General features: G+C 71.2%; 16 protein-coding genes and 1 pseudogene. 8 read left to right on the forward strand and 9 right to left on the reverse strand.

Annotated elements, in window-relative coordinates:
- Positions 1-45 precede the first annotated feature (45 nt).
- Positions 46-1,440 (forward strand): WS/DGAT/MGAT family O-acyltransferase, encoded by a 1,395-nt coding sequence (locus ACQPXB_RS13235; RefSeq protein WP_432851804.1) that lies wholly within the window; start codon positions 46-48, stop codon positions 1,438-1,440.
- On the opposite strand, the gene ACQPXB_RS13240 is transcribed toward ACQPXB_RS13235, so the two are convergent.
- Together ACQPXB_RS13240 and ACQPXB_RS13245 are read right to left on the reverse strand one after the other, a co-directional pair.
- Positions 1,421-1,828: a nuclear transport factor 2 family protein gene (locus ACQPXB_RS13240; RefSeq protein WP_432851806.1), complete on the reverse strand. Its 408-nt coding sequence runs from the start codon at positions 1,826-1,828 to the stop codon at positions 1,421-1,423. The two genes, ACQPXB_RS13235 and ACQPXB_RS13240, sit on opposite strands and share 20 nt — an antisense overlap.
- Before the next feature lie 62 nt (positions 1,829-1,890).
- Positions 1,891-3,564 carry a TIGR04141 family sporadically distributed protein gene (locus tag ACQPXB_RS13245; protein WP_432851808.1) on the reverse strand — a complete coding sequence of 558 codons (1,674 nt, stop codon included), beginning with the start codon at positions 3,562-3,564 and terminating at the stop codon, positions 1,891-1,893.
- Between the two features lie 501 nt (positions 3,565-4,065).
- On the opposite strand from ACQPXB_RS13245, the gene ACQPXB_RS13250 reads away from it, so the two are divergent.
- Positions 4,066-4,620, forward strand: a complete 555-nt coding sequence (locus ACQPXB_RS13250; RefSeq protein ID WP_432851810.1) for a Uma2 family endonuclease — start codon at positions 4,066-4,068, stop codon at positions 4,618-4,620.
- A gap of 35 nt (positions 4,621-4,655) precedes the next feature.
- Here ACQPXB_RS13250 and ACQPXB_RS13255 read toward each other — a convergent pair whose 3' ends face one another.
- The gene (locus tag ACQPXB_RS13255; RefSeq protein WP_432851812.1) at positions 4,656-5,606 is read right to left on the reverse strand and encodes an alpha/beta fold hydrolase; all 951 of its coding nucleotides are present in this window, start codon (positions 5,604-5,606) and stop codon (positions 4,656-4,658) included.
- Between the two features lie 149 nt (positions 5,607-5,755).
- Between ACQPXB_RS13255 and ACQPXB_RS13260 the strand changes: the two genes are divergently transcribed.
- From ACQPXB_RS13260 to ACQPXB_RS13285, 6 genes are all read left to right on the forward strand, one after another.
- Positions 5,756-6,823: an acyl-CoA dehydrogenase family protein gene (locus ACQPXB_RS13260; protein ID WP_432851814.1), complete on the forward strand. Its 1,068-nt coding sequence runs from the start codon at positions 5,756-5,758 to the stop codon at positions 6,821-6,823.
- Positions 6,820-7,992, forward strand: a complete 1,173-nt coding sequence (locus ACQPXB_RS13265) for an acyl-CoA dehydrogenase family protein (RefSeq protein WP_366583451.1) — start codon at positions 6,820-6,822, stop codon at positions 7,990-7,992. The genes ACQPXB_RS13260 and ACQPXB_RS13265 overlap by 4 nt, the downstream gene beginning before the upstream one ends.
- Positions 7,989-8,891 carry a bifunctional MaoC family dehydratase N-terminal/OB-fold nucleic acid binding domain-containing protein gene (locus ACQPXB_RS13270; protein ID WP_432851817.1) on the forward strand — a complete coding sequence of 301 codons (903 nt, stop codon included), beginning with the start codon at positions 7,989-7,991 and terminating at the stop codon, positions 8,889-8,891. Before ACQPXB_RS13265 ends, ACQPXB_RS13270 begins: the two co-directional genes overlap by 4 nt.
- On the forward strand, positions 8,888-9,274 hold the full coding sequence (locus ACQPXB_RS13275; protein WP_432851818.1) for an acyl dehydratase: 387 nt from the start codon (positions 8,888-8,890) through the stop codon (positions 9,272-9,274). Before ACQPXB_RS13270 ends, ACQPXB_RS13275 begins: the two co-directional genes overlap by 4 nt.
- Positions 9,271-10,440, forward strand: coding sequence for a lipid-transfer protein (locus ACQPXB_RS13280; protein ID WP_432851820.1), 1,170 nt, complete (start codon positions 9,271-9,273; stop codon positions 10,438-10,440). Before ACQPXB_RS13275 ends, ACQPXB_RS13280 begins: the two co-directional genes overlap by 4 nt.
- A 187-nt stretch (positions 10,441-10,627) precedes the next feature.
- A complete protein-coding gene (locus ACQPXB_RS13285) occupies positions 10,628-11,197 on the forward strand; it encodes a DUF5134 domain-containing protein (protein WP_386956333.1) in 570 nt (189 codons plus the stop codon).
- Positions 11,198-11,222: 25 nt separating this feature from the next.
- Here the strand turns inward: ACQPXB_RS13285 and ACQPXB_RS13290 are convergent, their stop codons facing one another.
- The 6 genes and pseudogenes from ACQPXB_RS13290 to kstD form a co-directional block, all read right to left on the reverse strand.
- A complete protein-coding gene (locus ACQPXB_RS13290; protein ID WP_366583446.1) occupies positions 11,223-11,705 on the reverse strand; it encodes a riboflavin kinase in 483 nt (160 codons plus the stop codon).
- A 57-nt stretch (positions 11,706-11,762) separates the two neighbouring features.
- Positions 11,763-12,623, reverse strand: coding sequence for a MaoC/PaaZ C-terminal domain-containing protein (locus tag ACQPXB_RS13295; protein ID WP_432851823.1), 861 nt, complete (start codon positions 12,621-12,623; stop codon positions 11,763-11,765).
- A 10-nt stretch (positions 12,624-12,633) separates the two neighbouring features.
- Positions 12,634-13,653, reverse strand: coding sequence for a 2Fe-2S iron-sulfur cluster-binding protein (locus ACQPXB_RS13300; protein WP_432851825.1), 1,020 nt, complete (start codon positions 13,651-13,653; stop codon positions 12,634-12,636).
- A complete protein-coding gene (locus ACQPXB_RS13305) occupies positions 13,646-13,936 on the reverse strand; it encodes a hypothetical protein (protein WP_432851827.1) in 291 nt (96 codons plus the stop codon). Before ACQPXB_RS13305 ends, ACQPXB_RS13300 begins: the two co-directional genes overlap by 8 nt.
- Positions 13,933-15,087 (reverse strand): Rieske 2Fe-2S domain-containing protein, encoded by a 1,155-nt coding sequence (locus ACQPXB_RS13310; protein WP_432851829.1) that lies wholly within the window; start codon positions 15,085-15,087, stop codon positions 13,933-13,935. The genes ACQPXB_RS13305 and ACQPXB_RS13310 overlap by 4 nt, the downstream gene beginning before the upstream one ends.
- Positions 15,084-16,750, reverse strand: a pseudogene (gene kstD / locus ACQPXB_RS13315) (3-oxosteroid 1-dehydrogenase). Before kstD ends, ACQPXB_RS13310 begins: the two are co-directional and overlap by 4 nt.
- Positions 16,751-16,782: the final 32 nt, after the last annotated feature.

Consider the following 16,782-nt stretch of genomic DNA (forward strand, 5'->3'; position numbering starts at 1 on the left):
CCGCCGCGGCCCGCCCCGTTCGTGGTTCTGCCTTACCCTGGCGACATGCAGAGACTGAGCGGCCTGGATGCGAGTTTCCTCTACCTGGAGACCCCTGCGCAGGTCTTGCACGTCTGCGGGCTGCTCACCCTCGACGGGTCCACCATCCCCGGCGGCTACTCGTTCGCCGAGCTGCAGCGCCGGCTGGCCGAGCGCGTCGCGCTGATTCCGGAATTCCGCCGCAAACTGCACAATCCACTCTGGAACCTCAGCCACCCGGTGTGGGTCGAGGACGAGGACTTCGACCTCGACAACCACCTGCACCGCATCGGCGTGCCGGCGCCCGGCGACGACCGCGAGCTGGCCGAGCTGTGCGCCCACATCGCCGGCCAGCAGCTCGACCGCGCGCACCCGCTGTGGCAGTTCTACGTGATCGAGGGCCTGTCGAACGGTGGCATCGCGGTGCTCATCAAGATGCACCACGCGAGCATCGACGGCGTCGGCGGCGCCAGCCTGATCACCTACCTCGCGGGCCTGGAACCCGAGGCGCCGCTGCCGGAGATCCCGCGGGACAAGCAGCACAACAGCGGCCTGCCCACGCGCGTCGAGATCCTGCGCGAAAGCCTGGAAGGCCTCGCGCACCGGCCGTTCGAGATGGCGAAGCTGCTGCCCGAGCTGGTGGAGCTGGTGCCGCGCTGGCTCGGCAAGACGTTGCGCGGCAAAGGAATGCCGGTTCCCTTCACCGCGCCTCGCACCTCGCTCAACGGCACGATCACCGGTCACCGCAGCGTCGCCTTCGCCCAAGTGGACCTCGCCGACGTGAAGCGCGTGAAGAACGCCTTCGGTGTCACGGTCAACGACGTGGTGCTGGCGCTCGTTTCCGGCGCGCTGCGGCAGTTCCTGCTCGGCCGCGGCGAGCTGCCGGAAGACCCGCTGGTGGCGACCGTGCCGGTGTCGGTGCACGAGCGCACCGAACGTGACCACGGCAGCAACAAGGTGTCCGCGTTCTTCGCCTCACTGCCCACCCACCTGGGTGACCCGGCCGCGCGGGTGTTCTTCCTCGCCGAGGCCAACCGACTGTCGAAGGACCACCACTACGACATCGACGCCGACATGCTCGCCGACTGGGCCCAGTTCTCCCCGGCCACGGTGTTCGGCCTCGGCGTGCGCGCCTACTCCTCGCTGCGGCTGGCCGAGCGCCACCCGGTGGTGCACAACCTGATCATCTCCAACGTGCCCGGCCCGCAGATGCCGCTCTACCTGCTCGGTGCCCGCGTCACCGGCCTCTACCCGCTCGGCCCGGTCTTCCACGGCGCCGGGCTCAACGTCACCGTCTTCTCCTACGAGGGCAAGGTCGGCGTCGGCCTGCTCGGCGCCAAGGAGCTCGTGAAGGACCTCTGGCCGCTGGCCGAGGCCCTGCCCGAGGCGATGACGGAGCTGCTCAAGGCCAGGCCGGCCTGACGTCAGCTTGGGATCCGCTCGGCCAGGGCCGCCCGCGACTCGGGCGCGGGGAAGGGATCCGCGAAGTACTGGTCTCGTGCGTGACGAAGCCGTCGGTGAACTCCATGATGCTCACCGAATGGGTGGACGAGCCGTCGTAGGTGATCACGCACTCGCTCACCCAGAGGTCGCCGCCGCCGGTGATCCGGCTGATGGTGAAGTGGCGCTCGGCCGGGTGCCCGCCGCGTTGCGCGCGGATCCGGTCGCGGCCGCGGAAGCGTTCGCCGGACTGCGGGTAGTCGAGGATCGCGTCTACGGCGTAGATCGCGTGCTCGGTGTCGATGTCGCCGGCCTCGGAGGCGTGCCAGTGCTCTTCGATCCGGGCGCGGATCGCGGGATCGGCAGTCATCGGCGGCACCGTTCGTCGGGGAACTCCCAGCGTAGCCGGGCCGGGGCGCAACTGCCTGCCGCTCAGGCCTTCCGGCGGCGCTTCGCCGGCTGAGCGGCCGTCTTCTTCTTGGCCTTGTACGGAATGTCGGCGAATTTCAACGTCGCCTGCAGGCTGCGCACCGCCCGGTCGAGCCGCAGCAGCGCGACCTGCGACAGCGTGAACAGCTCGTCGACGTTCCACGCGCGGCCCGCGGCGGCAAGGACGACGGTGTCCGGCGCCTCGGTCAGCACGCGACCTTCGTCCGAAGTAGACACTTTCTCGGCCAGCTGCGCCAACGCTTCCGGCTCGTCGTGCAGCGCCTCGGCCGACACGAGCGCCTGGGTGCAGAGGTGGCTGGCGGCCGTCGCGCGGCCCAGCCACTTCACGTGGATCAGCTCGTTGCCCGGGCCCAGCAGGTCGCACAGCTCGAACCGCGGGTGCAATGGTGTGGTCGCGGTGTCACGGTCGAGGCAGACGTAGCCGTCGAGCGTCGCGACCTGGCGGCAGTAGCGGTTCTCGTCGTCGGGCTCGCCGGTGGGTTTCCACGTGAGGTCCGGCCACTCGTACTTGCGCGCCAGCAGCTGCGAGACCTGCTCGCGCATCTGCTCCACGTACGTCTCGCCGATGCGGTACCAGCGGCCCTGGTGGAACACGTAACGCGTGTGGCCGATCGTCGTCTCGAACACGAGCCACTTCGCGACCTGCACGGGCGACCCGGTCTCCTCCTCGCCGGCCTCGTCGGCGCAGGTGACCACGCGCCCGGCGCGCAGAGCCTTCACGCGCTTGTCCTCGGGCAGCTGCGCGAGCCGGCCGGTGAGGTGCTCCAGCTCCAGCCGCGACTCGACGTGCAGCGGCCCGCCGGAACCCAGGCCGGTGATGCGGAACGAGCCCGCGTTCTCGGCGTCGTTCACCGCGGTCGCGGGCCATGCCAGGCCGAGCGGCGCGTCGGTGCCGCCGCCGAGCGCTTCGGCCAGCCGTGCTTCCAGCGTCGGCACGAGCCGGTGGTGGCGGTCGAGCGGCCGCGTCTGCGCCACGAACCGCAGCGCCGAGGACGCGTCGGGCTCGTCCACGACGGCACCCACCGCGTCGAGATCCGCGAGAAAGGCCTGTGGTTCCTTCGCAAGCGGTACGTAGAGCGAGTTGCCGACGCGGATCCGGTAGCGCTTGCCGGTCACCCGCCCGTAGGTGAGGTCGGTCAGGTCCGCGGACCCGGCCAGCCGGTTCACGAGGTCGCCATAGGGCTCCAGCCGGAACGCGGAAAGCTCGCCACCGCCCGGGATCGAGATCTGCGTGGCGCGCGCCGACACGTCGAGCGCGGCGCTCGACACCAGCCCGAGATCGAACGGGTCGAGGCGGCGGATCCCGAACAGCAGCCCGAAACCCTGTTCCACGTACTCGTCGTTGAGCACCAGGTGCCCGGCGCCCCAGGACACCGCGTATGTCCAAGGTGGACGCGGCACGAGCAGCACGGCGAACGGCAGCGTCGACGACAGGTCGAGCTCGCTCCCGGTCAACGCGCTCGCGTGCGGAAGCCATTGCGGGATCTCGGTGTGGAACGCGCCAGCGACCAGCCGCGCGCGCGTGCCGGAGAGGTCCACCGTCGTGTCGGTGGTGACCTGCTCGGGTTTGAGCGACACCAGCAGGTCGGGCTCGGCGCCGGTGCCGTCGAGGCGGAAGAGGGAGACGGGCCGGCTGGGTGCGGACGGGGCAGGCATGACCACCACCGAAGTGTGCTGACGCGTGCGAACGTCGGGTCAGAATGCGTGATTTTCCGGTCCAGCCGGTTAATCACGGAGAGCGAACGCGGTGCGGAATGGTGAAGTTCACCTTAATCGGGGTTTCCCGCACTGCCGGTTCGCGCAATGATACCGTGATGTAGAGCCGAGGGGGACACGATTACGGCGTCACGAAACATCGGGTTTGGCCCAGCTCAGGCGTCCACGGGGTAATCCATTGGTGTCGTATTACCCTACCTGGAATGGCCATTCCGAGAATTCGCTCACATAACTCGAACGGCCCTGTCGCACGGGGTTCTCCTGGGCTGTCCGGGTCTGTTTCGCCGCATTTCCGTGACCGTACGTGACGGCGAACGCCTGACGGCGCGCGGAAGAATAGGCCGCCCGGGTTTCCACCACGCCGGAGGACGGTTCGCGCTGCCGCGTGTGCACGTCTACGCTGGCGTAGTCGTTTTCCGATCGGCCCGTCCTGGGGGCAGCATGATGACAGTCCCGTCGTTCGCACACGGCGACCGTCTCACCCGTCGGGACCTGGAGGCGATCACGGATGAACGCCATCGATACGAACTGGTGGACGGGACGCTTCTGGTGAGCCCGTCCCCGCGTCCGCTGCACCAGAGGGTCGTCGCGCGTCTGCTCGCGGCGCTCAGCCCGGTGTGCCCCGCGGATTGCGAGGTGCTCCCCGCACCGGTCGACGTCGTGCTCGACGAGTTCACCGTGATGATCCCCGACGTGGTGGTCGGCCGGCGCGAGACCTTCACCGAGCGGGCGCTCGTGGGCGTGCCCGTGCTCGCGGTGGAGGTCGTCTCCCCGTCCAGCCGCTACATCGACCGCCACCTCAAGCCCGCCCGCCTCGCCGCGGCCGGCTGCCCGTTCTACTGGGTCATCGAGCCCAACGAGCCCACGCTCAGCTGTTTTCGCCTGGAGGGCACCGAATACGTGCTCGACGCCGAGGTCACCGGCGACGAGATCGCGCACCTCGAGGTGCCCTACCGCCTCGACCTCAGCCCCGCGGACCTGGTTTCCAGCTACTGAGCCTCAGAACTACTGGCCTCACGAACCACTGACCCTCACGCCGAGTCGGGTTCCTCTTCGCGCACCCGGCCGGTTTCCTCGTCGGCGATCGCCGCGTGCACCGACGTGCACGCCGCCATCAGTGCGGGCACGAACTGGTTCGCCGCGAGCACGCACGCCGTGTGCCCGGCGGGGATCTCGTACGTCGCCGCGCCCGGGATGCGCCGCGCCAGCGACCGTTGGTGCGCCGGGGCGATGAAACCGTCTCGACTGGTCACGACCACCGACGTCGGCACGCGCAGCGTGTGCAGCCACGGCGCCGAGTCGAAGCGGCCGATCTCGTCGAGTGCGACGGCGATGGCCCACGGGCTCGTGGACCGGAACTCGGCGAGCGCCCACCGGTGGTCCTCCAGGCGGGCGAGCCGTTCGCGGCGCGGCTCGCCCGGCACGAGGCCGATTTTGGCCTGGTCGCGCATGAGCTGCAGCGTGCGCCCGAACAGGTCGAGCGCCACGCGCTGGCGCACGCCGCGGCGGAAGTAGCTCGCCGTGGAGCACAGGACGAGCCCGCTCACGCGCTCGCGCTGCTGGTAGGCGACCATCTGCCCGACCATGCCGCCCATCGAGTAGCCGGCGATCATGAACCGGTCGATGCCGAGCGCGTCCGCCACCGCCACCACGTCGTCGGCGCAGTCCTGCAGGGTGAACTCGTGGGAGCGGATGCCCTGCCCGTGCCAGCGCTGGTCGAACACGACCACGCGGTAGTGCGCGGAAAGCCGCTCCAGCACCGGGTACCAGGTCAGCAGGCCGGTGCAGGCCACCGAGTGCAGCAGGATGATCGCGGGCGCCTGGCGCGGGCCGACGTCGACCACCACGGTCTGGCCGCGGCCCGGCAGCGAAAGCGGCTCCGGGTCCGGTACTCCGGCCGTGGACGGGATCGTGGCCAGCTTCCGGGTCGCTTGCCAGCCGACGTCGCTCAGCGCGCCTAGAAGAACCTGTTCTGCACCCACGTCGACCCGGCACCCCTCTTCGCTCGACGGCCTGTTCCGCTTCTGGAGTACCCGGTCGCCGAGGCCACCGGGGGTTGCCGATCCCGCCCCTTCCGGTTAAGACTAGAACGTGTTCCACTTGTGGCGGCCATCCGGAGGGAGGGACCGGCGTGGACTTCACCCCAGACGATACGCAGGCCGAGATCGCCGCGCTGACCGCGCGGGTGCTCGGCAAATCCGCCGACCCGGGCGAGCAGTGGCGCGCGCTGGCCGGCGCCGGGCTGCTCGCGCTCGCCCTGCCCGCGGACCTCGGGGGCGACGGGCTCGGGGTCGCGGAGGTCGCCGCGGTGCTGACCGAAGTGGGCCGCGCGGCCGCCGCCGTACCCGCGTACGCCGTGCTGGCGCTGGGTGTGCTGCCGGTCGAGACGCTCGGCACCCCGCGCCAACGCGCTCGGCTGCTGCCGCCGGTCGCGGCCGGAGACGAGGTGCTCACCGCGGCGCTGCACGAGCCGTCCGCGCCGCTCACGACCGTGCCCGGCACCTTGGGTGAGGCCGCCGACGGTGTGTGGCAGCTCACCGGCGTCAAGACGGGCGTGCCGTGCGCCGCGGACGCCACGCGGATCCTCACTCCGGTGGCGTTGCCGGGTGGTACCGCGGTGGCGCTGGTCGATCCGCACGCCGACGGCGTCGAGCTCCTCCGCACGCACAGCTCCAGCGGCGCGCCCGAGTACACCGTGCGGCTGGCCGGGGTGCGGCTGGCCGACACGGAGTTCCTGCGCGACCGTTCACCCGGCCACGCCGTCGCCACGCTGCACCGGTTCGCGCTCGCGGGCGCGCTGGCACTGGGCGACGGGCTGCTGGCCGGCGCGCTGGCCCTGACTTCGCAGCACATCGCCCAGCGCACCCAGTTCGGCCGTCCGCTGGCGGCGTTCCAGGCCGTGGCCCAGCAGATCGCCGACGTCTACGTGGCCGCCCGGACCGTGCACCTGGCCGCGACGTCGGCCGGCTGGCGGCTGGCGGCGGGCCTCGACGCCGACACGGAACTCGACGTCGCCGCCTACTGGCTCACCGACCAGGCGCCCGCGGCCTTGGCGACATGCCACCACCTGCACGGCGGCCTCGGCGTCGACCGCGAGTACCCGCTGCACCGCTACTCCGCGGCGGTGACGGACCTCGGCCGGGCGCTCGGCGGCGCCGCGCACCGGCTGGGCCGGCTGGGGGAGCGGGTGGCCGGGTGAGCACGCACATCGAGCTGACGGCCGCGCAGCAGGCGTTGCGCACCGAGCTGCGGGAGTACTTCGCGGGCCTGCTGACGCCCGAGGAACGCCGCGCGCTGCTGCGGGAGCGCCACGGGCCGGTGTACCGCGCCCTCGTGCGGCGCCTGGGCCGCGACGGCAAGCTCGGCGTCGGCTGGCCGAAGCGGTACGGCGGCCAGGGGTTCGGTGAGATCGAGCAGCACCTGTTCGTGGACGAGGCCGCGCGCGCCGACGTGCAGCTGCCGTCGGTGACGCTGCAGACCGTCGGGCCGACGCTGCAGGAGTTCGGCACCGAGGAGCAGAAGGCGCGGTTCCTGCCGCGGATCCTCGCGGGCGAGATCCACTTCGCCATCGGCTACACCGAACCCGAGGCGGGCACGGACCTGGCCTCGCTGCGCACGCGCGCGATCCGCGAAGGCGACGAGTACGTGGTCGACGGCCAGAAGATCTTCACCACCGGCGGCCACGACGCGGACTACGTCTGGCTCGCCGCGCGGACCTCGCCGGACGCGCCGAAGCACAAGGGGATCTCGATCCTCATCGTGGACACCCGCGACCCCGGCTACTCGTGGACGCCCATCATCACCTGCGACGGCGCGCACCACGTGAACGCCACCTACTACGAGAACGTCCGCGTGCCGGCGGACCTGCTGGTGGGCCGGGAGAACGAGGGCTGGCGGCTGATCACCACACAGCTCAACCACGAGCGCGTGATGCTCGGCCCGGCCGGGCGGATCGGCGGCCTGCACGACCGCGTGTGGGCGTGGGCCGCCGCCCGTCGCACCCCGGACGGCCTGCCGCTGCTCGACCTGCCGGACGTGCGCGCGGTGCTGGCCGAGACGTTCGCGGTGGCGCGGGTCAATGAACTGCTCAACTGGCAGGTTTCCTCCGGGACGGGCCCGGTCGCGGTGGCCGACGCGTCGGCGACGAAGGTGTTCGCCTCCGAGCGCATCCAGCGGATCGGACGGCTGCTGGAAGAGCTCGTGGGACGCCACGGCGACCTCGCCGACCCGGAGACGGCCGAGCTCGCCGAATGGCTCGACGTGCTGGCCAAACGGAACCTGGTGCTGACGTTCGGCGGGGGCGTCAGCGAGATCCAGCGCGAGCTGATCGCCTCCGCCGGGCTGGGACTGCCGAGGGTGCCGCGATGACGACGATCGAGGAAGCCGCCGCGAAGATCGCCGCCGCGGGGCCGTGCGCGCCGCGGCTCGCGCGGGATCCGGTGAACCAGGCGATGGTGCACAACTGGGTGGAGGCGATCGGGGACACCAATCCGGTGTACACCGACGCATCGTTCCCGAGTGTCCACAAGGGACTCGTGGCGCCGCCGGCGATGGCGCAGGTGTGGACGATGCCGGGCCTGCACGGCGTGCGCGCGGACGACGACCCGATGGGCGCGATCCTCGCGGTGCTCGACGAGGCCGGGTACACCTCGATCGTCGCCACGAACTCCGAGCAGACGTACCACCGGTACCTGCGGCCGGGCGAGCGGGTGGCGGTGACGACGGAGCTGGCGGACGTCACCGGACCCAAGCGCACGGCGCTGGGCGAGGGCTGGTTCGTGACCACGGTGATGCGCTGGACGGTGGACGGCGAAGCCGTTGCGGACATGGTGTTCCGGGTGCTGAAGTTCCGGCCGGTATCCGCCGAGCCGCCCGCGCCCGCGCTGCGCCCGGTGATCAGCCGGGACACGCAGTTCTTCTGGGCCGGCCTGCGGGAGGGCGAGCTGCGCATCCAGCGCTGGGGCTCGGTGCTGCGCCACCCGCCGGGGCCGATGCCGCCGGACGGCTCGCTGGCGGCGACGCCGGAGTACGCCGTGGCGAGCGGGCGCGGCACGGTCTACAGCTACGTCGTGCACCACCACCCGCCGGTGCCGGGCAAGCGGCTGCCGTTCGTGGTCGCGCTGGTGGAGCTGGAGGAAGGCGTGCGCGTGATGGCCGAGCTGCTCGACGCGGCGCCGGACGAGGTGCGGGTCGGGCTGCCGGTGGTCGCCGCGTTCGTGCGGGTGGACGACGAGCTGACCTTGCCGGCGTGGCGGGTGGCGCGATGAGTGACGTATTGCCGGCGTTGCGGATCGCGGCGACCACGACGTTCGTGGTCAGCACCGCGCTCGCCACCCGCGACTTCCAGGACGTGCATCACGACCGCGACGCCGCCGTCGCGAGGGGTTCGCGGGACATCTTCCTCAACATCCTCACCGACACCGGTCTGGTGCAACGGTTCGTGAGCGAGTGGGCCGGGCCCGAGGCAGTGATCCGGTCGATCAAGATCCGCCTCGGTGTGCCGTGTTACGCGGGGGACACGCTCACGTTCACCGGCCACGTGGTCTCGCGCTCGGGGCTCGAGGTCGAGGTGGCCGTGTCCGCCACCGGCAGCCTGGGTGAGCACCTGACCGGCACGGTTTCCCTCACGTTGCCCGGTGGTGCGCCGTGACGTTGGCGGGCGCGGCGGCGATCGCCGGGATCGGGGCCACGGAGTTCTCCAAGGACTCGGGCCGCAGCGAACTGCGGCTGGCGGCCGAATGCGTGACGCACGCGCTGGCCGACGCCGGCCTGTCTGCGTCCGAAGTGGACGGACTGGTGTCGTTCACGATGGACGGCAGCGCGGAGATCGCGCTGGCCCGGGAACTCGGCATCCCGGAGCTCGAGTTCTTCAGCCGCATCCACTACGGCGGTGGCGCCGCGGCGGCGACCGTGCAGCAGGCCGCGATGGCGGTGGCCACCGGGGTCGCCGACGTGGTGGTGGCGTACCGGGCCTTCAACGAACGCTCCGAACAGCGCTTCGGCCGTGTGTCGGCCGCCGCCGCGACGCAGGGGAACTCGTCCGGTGTGGACAATGCGTTCCACTACCCGATGGGTATCGCGACGCCGGCTGCCACCGTCGCCATGGTCGCACGCCGCTACCTGCACGACTACGGCGCCACCAGCGAGGACTTCGGCCGAGTGGCGGTGGTGGACCGCGCGCACGCCGCGAGAAACCCGGCGGCGTGGTTCCACGGCCGGCCGATCACGCTGGCCGAGCACCAGGCGTCGCGCTGGGTCGCGGAACCGCTGCACCTGCTCGACTGCTGCCAGGAGAGTGACGGCGGGGTGGCGCTGGTTGTCACGAGCGTCGAGCGCGCGCTCGACCTGCGCCACGCGCCGGCTGTGGTCGCCGCGGCGGCGCAGGGGAGCGGGCCGGACCAGTACGTGATGACCAGCTATTACCGCGACGACCTCGCGGCGCTGCCCGAGATGGGCGTGGTGGCCCGGCAGCTGTGGGCGCAGTCGGGGCTCGGACCGTCCGATGTGGACGTGGCGGTGCTCTACGACCACTTCACCTCGTACGTGCTGATGCAGCTGGAGGAGCTGGGCTTCTGCGGCCGCGGCGAGGCGAAGGACTTCATCGCCGGCGACACCCTGACACTGGCCGGCGCGCTGCCGCTCAACCCGCACGGCGGGCAGCTCGGCGAGGCCTATCTCCACGGCATGAACGGCATCGCCGAAGCCGTGCGCCAGATCCGCGGCACGGCCGTGAACCAGGTGCGCGACGCCGAGGCCGTGCTCGTGACCGCCGGCACCGGCGTCCCGACCAGTGGACTGGTCTTGACTCGTCACTGAGCGCGACTCATACCCTGGCCCCGTACGGTAGCTCTGACGGGCCGGTAACTCTTGTGGGGCAACGGCTTTCACCTCTTTGCTGGCTGGTGCTCACCCGCCGTGGAATGCCACCGTGGACGTGAGATCAGCAACGCAGCGTGAAAGCAGGCACGACGATGTCCGGATCCACCGTCTTCACGGGCTCGCCATGAGTGCACCGGTGCTGGTGGCGTGGTTGCTCACTGCGGTCTTCGCGGTGCTCGCGCTGCCGTGCGTGCTGCGGCTCGTGCGGCTCGACTACGCGCGCCTCGGCTCCGGCGTGCGCCACGCCGACCTCGCCGAGCTGCTGCTCGTGGTGGCCATGGTGGCGATGATCTCGCCCGTCGGCGGCCCCATCCCCGCCGCGGGCTGGCAGGCGGTGTTCGTGCTCACGGCGGCGTGGTTCGGGTTCGCCTGGTGGCGCGGGCGTGGCCAGGCCCACACCTCGGGCTGCGGTCACCACGCGTTGTCGGCGGCCGCGATGCTGTACATGGTGAGCGCGATGCCCCACGGCGGCATGGTCCACGGCCCGTGGCTCACGATGTCCTCAATGGACACCCGGCTCGCGCTGCCCCTGCTCGCCGTAGCGGGCGCGGTGTACTTCGTGGCGGACGCCGCACGGTCGGGCGTGGTCGCGGTGCGCATCCGCGGTGCCGCCGCACCCGGGCTGACCTCGCGCACGGTGTGCCGCGCGGTGATGGGTGCGGGTATGGGGTACCTGCTGCTCGCCGCCGTGTGACTCGCTGTGGTCAGGCTCGGGCGGGTCAGCCGATCCGGCGGACCTCACCGTCGGGCGGCGGGGTGCCGAGGTCCGGCAGCTCGCTCGCCGGGTTCTCCTCGATCCACTTGCGCGTGGCGGCGACGTCGCCGTCGAGGGCCTCGATCAGCTCCTCGCCGGACTCGTACTTCTGCTGCTCCCGCAGGTGCGCGCCGAGCCAGACCGTGAGCGTCTCGCCGTAGAGGTCGCCCTTGAAGTCGAGCAGGTGCGCTTCGACGAGCCGGTAGCCGTCGGCGCCGTAGTACGTGGGGCGGCGTCCGACGGACACCGCGGCGGCCACGTGCGTGCCGTCCGCGCGCTCGGCCCACCCGGCCCAGACGCCGTCGCCGACCTGCCCGCTCTGGTTGCGCAGCGCGATGTTCGCCGTGGGGAAGCCCAGCTCACGGCCGCGCTTGTCACCCGGCTCCACCGGCCCGCGGACCACGAAGAAGGTGCCGCTGTGCTGACCGAGAGCGTGCTCGTCCGCCATCCGCCGTCCCGTCCCTGTTCCGGTGTCCTTTCCGACACCGTAATACTGGCGGTCGGCTCAGCGTGGCACGAGCACTGTGTCGGACAGCACAGGAGCGTCGTCACGCTCCGGAGCGCTCGTGGTCACCAGCAGCCGGTCGTTCTCGCGCCACACGCGCGTGCGCAGCGGTTCGCCCGGAAAGACCACGCCGGCGAACTTCGTCCCGAACGAGCGGATCCGGGTGGGGTCGCCGTCGAGGAAGGCGTCGGTGAGGGCTTTCGCGACCACGCCGTAGGTGCACAGGCCGTGCAGGATCGGGCGGTCGAACCCGGCCGCCTTCGCGAACGCGGGGTCGGCGTGCAGCGGGTTGCGGTCGCCGCACAAGCGGTACAAAAGCGCCTGCTGAGGCAGCGTCGGAATGTCGAGCACAGCGTCGGGCTCACGCTCGGGCCACGCGAGCTTCTGCGCCGGCCCGCGCTCGCCGCCGAAGCCGCCTTCGCCGCGAGCGAAGATGCCGGAGCGGGCCGTCCACAGTGGATCGCCCTGGGCGTCGGCCACCGTCGTCTCCTGCACGAGGACGGCGGCCTTGCCCTTGTCGAACACGTCCGTGATGCGCGTGTGCGCCACCCCTTCGCCGTCGACGGGGATGGGCCGGTGCAGCTCGATCTCCTGCGTACCGTGCAGCACCTTCGCGAGATCGATGTCCACGCCCGGGAACTTGAGCGCGGGCGGGGTGAACGTGCGCAGGTTGACCGCGACCGTGGCGAACGTGGGGATCACGCGCAGGTCCTGCTCGTAGGTGTAGCGCAGCTCGCGCTCGTCGACCGGGTCGGCGCCGGCACCCAGCGCGAGGTGGTAGAGCAGCACGTCGGACGGCGTCCACGCGAACCGCACCTCGCCGAGGTCGGCACCGATCGCGAGCGTGGGGTCGATGGGCACGGAGTACTCCCTATTCGTAGCTGACGGAGACCTCGTCCGTGACGGGCAGCGACTGGCAGGCCAGCACGATCCCGTCGGCAAGGTCTTCGGCGTCCAGCACCTCGTTGTTCAGCATCTTCACCTCACCGGACACCAGGCGGCACGCGCAAGCGCTGCACTGGCCTTCGCGGCACGAGTACGGCGCGTCGAGGCCCTCGGCGAGCAGGTGGTCGAGCAGCTTCCGCTGCCGCGGCCAGGTGAGGGTGCGGGTCTCGCCGTCGAGGTCGACGGTGAGCCGGGCCGTCTCGCCTGCTTCCGGGGACTCGGGTTGTAGTGCCCGGGCGAAGGGATTCCCGGTGAGGGAGTGGAACTTCTCGACGTGGACGCGCTCGCGCGGAACCCCGAGCTCGGTCAGCGCGGTCCTGGCGGCGGCCATGAACGGCGCCGGGCCGCAGAGGTACGCGTCGTGGCCGCGGTAGGGCGCGGCGAGCGTTTCGAGCGTGCGCGCGGACGGCAGGCCCTGCAGGCTTTCGAGCCAGTGCAGCACGGTCAGCCGATCCGGGTGCCGGGTCGTGAGCTCGGCGAGCTGCCGCGCGAAGATAACGGACGCTTCGTCGCGGTTGGCGTACACGAGCACGACCTGCCCGCGGCCGTGCCGCAGCGCCGACTTGAGGATCGACATCACCGGCGTGATCCCGCTGCCCCCCGCGAATAGCAGGAAGTCGCCGTCCAGCGACGCCGGCACGAACACCCCGGCCGGCGGCAGCACCTCGATCTCCGCGCCCTCGCGCAGCTCTTCGCAGACCCAGCCGGAGCCGAACCCCGTGCGTTTCACCGTGACCTGCACCCGGCCCTCGTGCGGCGCGCTCGACAGCGAGTAGCAGCGCGCGACAGACCCCGTGCGGTCGCTGGGGATCCGCAGCGTGAGGAACTGGCCGGGTGCGTAGGCGAAGGCGGCTTGGTGCTCTTCCGGGACGGCGAACACGATCGAGCGCGCGTCGGCGGTCTCGACGATCACCTCGGCGACGGTCAGCGTCACGACGTCAGCCACCGCGCACCGCCCCGTTGCGAGACTCGTCCGCCACGGCGAGGCTCCCGTCGGCCACGGCGCCGGCGATGCTGTCGGCCAGCTTCTCGCACGTGTCGAGCAACGCGGGGTGCCGTCCGGCGGCCACGTGCGCCGCGAAAACGGGGCAGCTGCGCGAAGCGTCGGTGGTCCACTGGATGCTCGTGTGCGCGAGGCTGTTCTTCTTCACCAGCACGAACGTTCCGCAGCTGCGGCACTCGTGCGGCCGCAGCCCGGCGGTGAGGAACTCCGTGGCCTCGGCCGTCACACGCCTGCCTCTTCCGCCTCCGCGCGCTGCCGCGCCAGGTTCTCCGCCACCTCCGCGGCCCACGCCTCGTTGGCCTTGCTGGTGTCGACCTCGAACTCGAAGCGGCGGGTCATGTCCTCGGTGACGTCGTCGGCGTCGACGTAGAACTGCTCGTACCAGCGGCGCAGCTGGTAGACCGGGCCGTCTTCCTCGCACAGCAACGGGTTGTCGATGCGGGTCTTGTTCTTCCAGATCTCCACGTCCTGGAGGAACCCGACCCCGATGCCCTTCGCGAGCCGCGCGGCGATCTTGTCCGCGTGCTCGTCGGAGATCCCGGGCAGCTTCTTGACCATGATCCCCCACTGCAGCACGAACGACGTCGGCGTGACGGGGTAGTGGCAGTTGATGAGCACGTTCTCGATCTCGAAGCCCTGGAACGAGTTCACCAGGTGGTTGATCATGTACGACGGCCCGAAGTACGAGGCTTCCGAGCGCAGCAGATTGTCCTCGCCGCCGTAGTTCGACGCCATGCCCATGTCGGGACGGCCCTTGGTGTTGAGGAATTGCGTGGCGACATGGCCTTCGAACACGTTCTTGAAGTACGTGGGGTAGGCGTAGTGGATGTAGAAGAAGTGGGCCATGTCCACGACGTTGTCGATGATCTCGCGGCAGTTGGCGTTTTCGATGAGGAGCGAGTCCCAGGTCCAGTTGCTCCACTCGTCGCTGAAGGCGCCCTCGACGCGGGGGATGACCACGTCGTCGGGCGGCGCGTAGCCCTCGGGGTCGTGCCACACGAGCAGCTGCTTGTTCTCCTCCAGCGCACGCCACGCCCGCGTCCGCGCGCGAAGCGGAACCCGTTTGGCGTAGGGGATCGAGACGCACTTGCCGGCGCCGTTCCAGCGCCAGTCGTGGAACGGGCACGCGACGTCGTCGCCCTTCACCGAGCCCTGGGTGAGGTCGCCGCCCATGTGGCGGCAGTAGCCGTCGAGCACGTTGAGCCGGCCCGTCGAGTCGGCGAAGACCACGAGCTTCGTGCCGAACGCCTCGATGCCGTGGGGTTTCCCGTCGCGGAAGGTGTCGGCGAGACCGAGGCAGTGCCAGCCGCGGGCGAAGCGCGTGGGCGGCGCGCCGACGTCGATGGTGCGGACGGTCTCTCGCGGTGCTGACGTCACTGGCTGCCTCCCGTGCCGGTCCGATCTTCGGTCGCCAGCCGCTCGGCCGCAAGGTAGCCGAACACCATCGCGGGCCCGATCGTCGCGCCGGGCCCGGCGTAGGTGCGGCCCATCACGGCCGCGCTGGTGTTGCCCGCCGCGTACAGCCCGGGGATGACGGAGCCGTCTTCGCGCAGCACGCGGGCGTGTTCGTCGGTGCGCAGCCCGCCCTTGGTGCCCAGGTCGCCGGGCACGATCTTCACCGCGTAGAACGGCGGTTTGGCCAGCGGGCCGAGGCTGGGGTTGGGCCGGTTGCGGGGGTCGCCGTAGTAGTGGTCGTAGGCGCTTCGCCCGCGGTGGAAGTCTTCGTCGACGCCGGTGCGGGCGAAGCCGTTGAAGCGTTCGACGGTGCTTCGCAGGGCTTCGGCGTCGATGTCGATCCTCGTGGCCAGTTCTTCGATCGTCGGCGCCTTCGCCACGATGCCGGCTTTGTACCAGCGGCCGGGCAACGGCTGCCTCGGGCCGATGCCGGTGAACAGGTAGCGGTCCCGGTAGCGCTGGTCGAACACGAGCCACGTCGGGATGTGCTCGGCGGGGCCGTCGCCTTCGCCGTACATCGCGTGGACAGCTTCGACGTAGGGCGCGGACTCGTTGACGAACCGGGTGCCCCGCGCGTCGACCATGAGGGAGCCGGGCCGCGACCGCTCGGCGAGAGCGAACCACGGACCGCCGGTGAGGGGGATCGACGGGCCCCACCACGCGTCGTCCATCAGGTCGGTGGCGGCGCCGAGCTTGAGGCCGGCCGCGATGCCGTCGCCGGTGTTGGCGGGGGCGCCGACGGTCCACTCGGTGCCGATCGGGGCGCGCTGGTACTTGGTGCGCATCTCCTCGTTGTGCTCGAAGCCGCCGCACGCGAGCAGCACGCCGCGCCGGGCGCCGAAGGTCTTGCCGGGGGTTCGCACCCCGGTGACGCGGCCGTCTTCCGTGGTGAGTTCGACGAGTGGGGTGCTGAGGAGGACGTCGACGCCGGCGCGCCGGAGCCCCAGGAAAAGCCCGGCCGCAAGCGCTTGCCCCATGGCGATCGGCTGCTGTCCGCGGACCCGTCCGGCCAGCCAACGGGTGCCGAGCTTGGCGACGCGGGCGAGGCCGCGCGGGTGGCGGGCGAGCAGGCTCAGCCAGCGGTAGTCCGACTGGGTGATCGGGACGCCGAGCGGCGGCGCGCTGTACGGCGGCTCCAGGTGCGCCAGGTCGGCACCCAGGAGCTTGGCGTCGAGCGGTTTCGGTTCGACGGAGCGGCCTTGGGCGCGTCCGCCGGGGGCTTCGGGGTGGTAGTCGCTGTAGCCCGGCACCCAGCGGAACTCGAGCGGCGTGTGGTCGGTGATGAGGTCCAGCACCTCGGGCCCGTGCTTGAGGAAGGCCTCGCGGTTGGCCTCGGGCACGACGTCGCCGACGATCGCGGCCAGGTACTCGCGCGCCTTCTCAGGGGGATCGTCGATGCCGGCCGCCTTGAGCGCGTGGTTGCCGGGGAGCCAGACGCCACCACCGGAGCGAGCCGTCGAGCCGCCGAAGCACGCCGCCTTCTCCAGCACGACCACGCTGAGACCCCGGCGGGCGGCGGCGAGCGCGGCGGTCATCCCCCGGCGGCGCCGCTGCCGGCGACCACCACGTCGTACTCGTTCGCCATGCCACCTCACATGTAACGTGTTATCGCGAGTT

It is taken from the genome of Amycolatopsis sp. CA-161197, assembly GCF_050942255.1.
Classification (GTDB): domain Bacteria; phylum Actinomycetota; class Actinomycetes; order Mycobacteriales; family Pseudonocardiaceae; genus Amycolatopsis.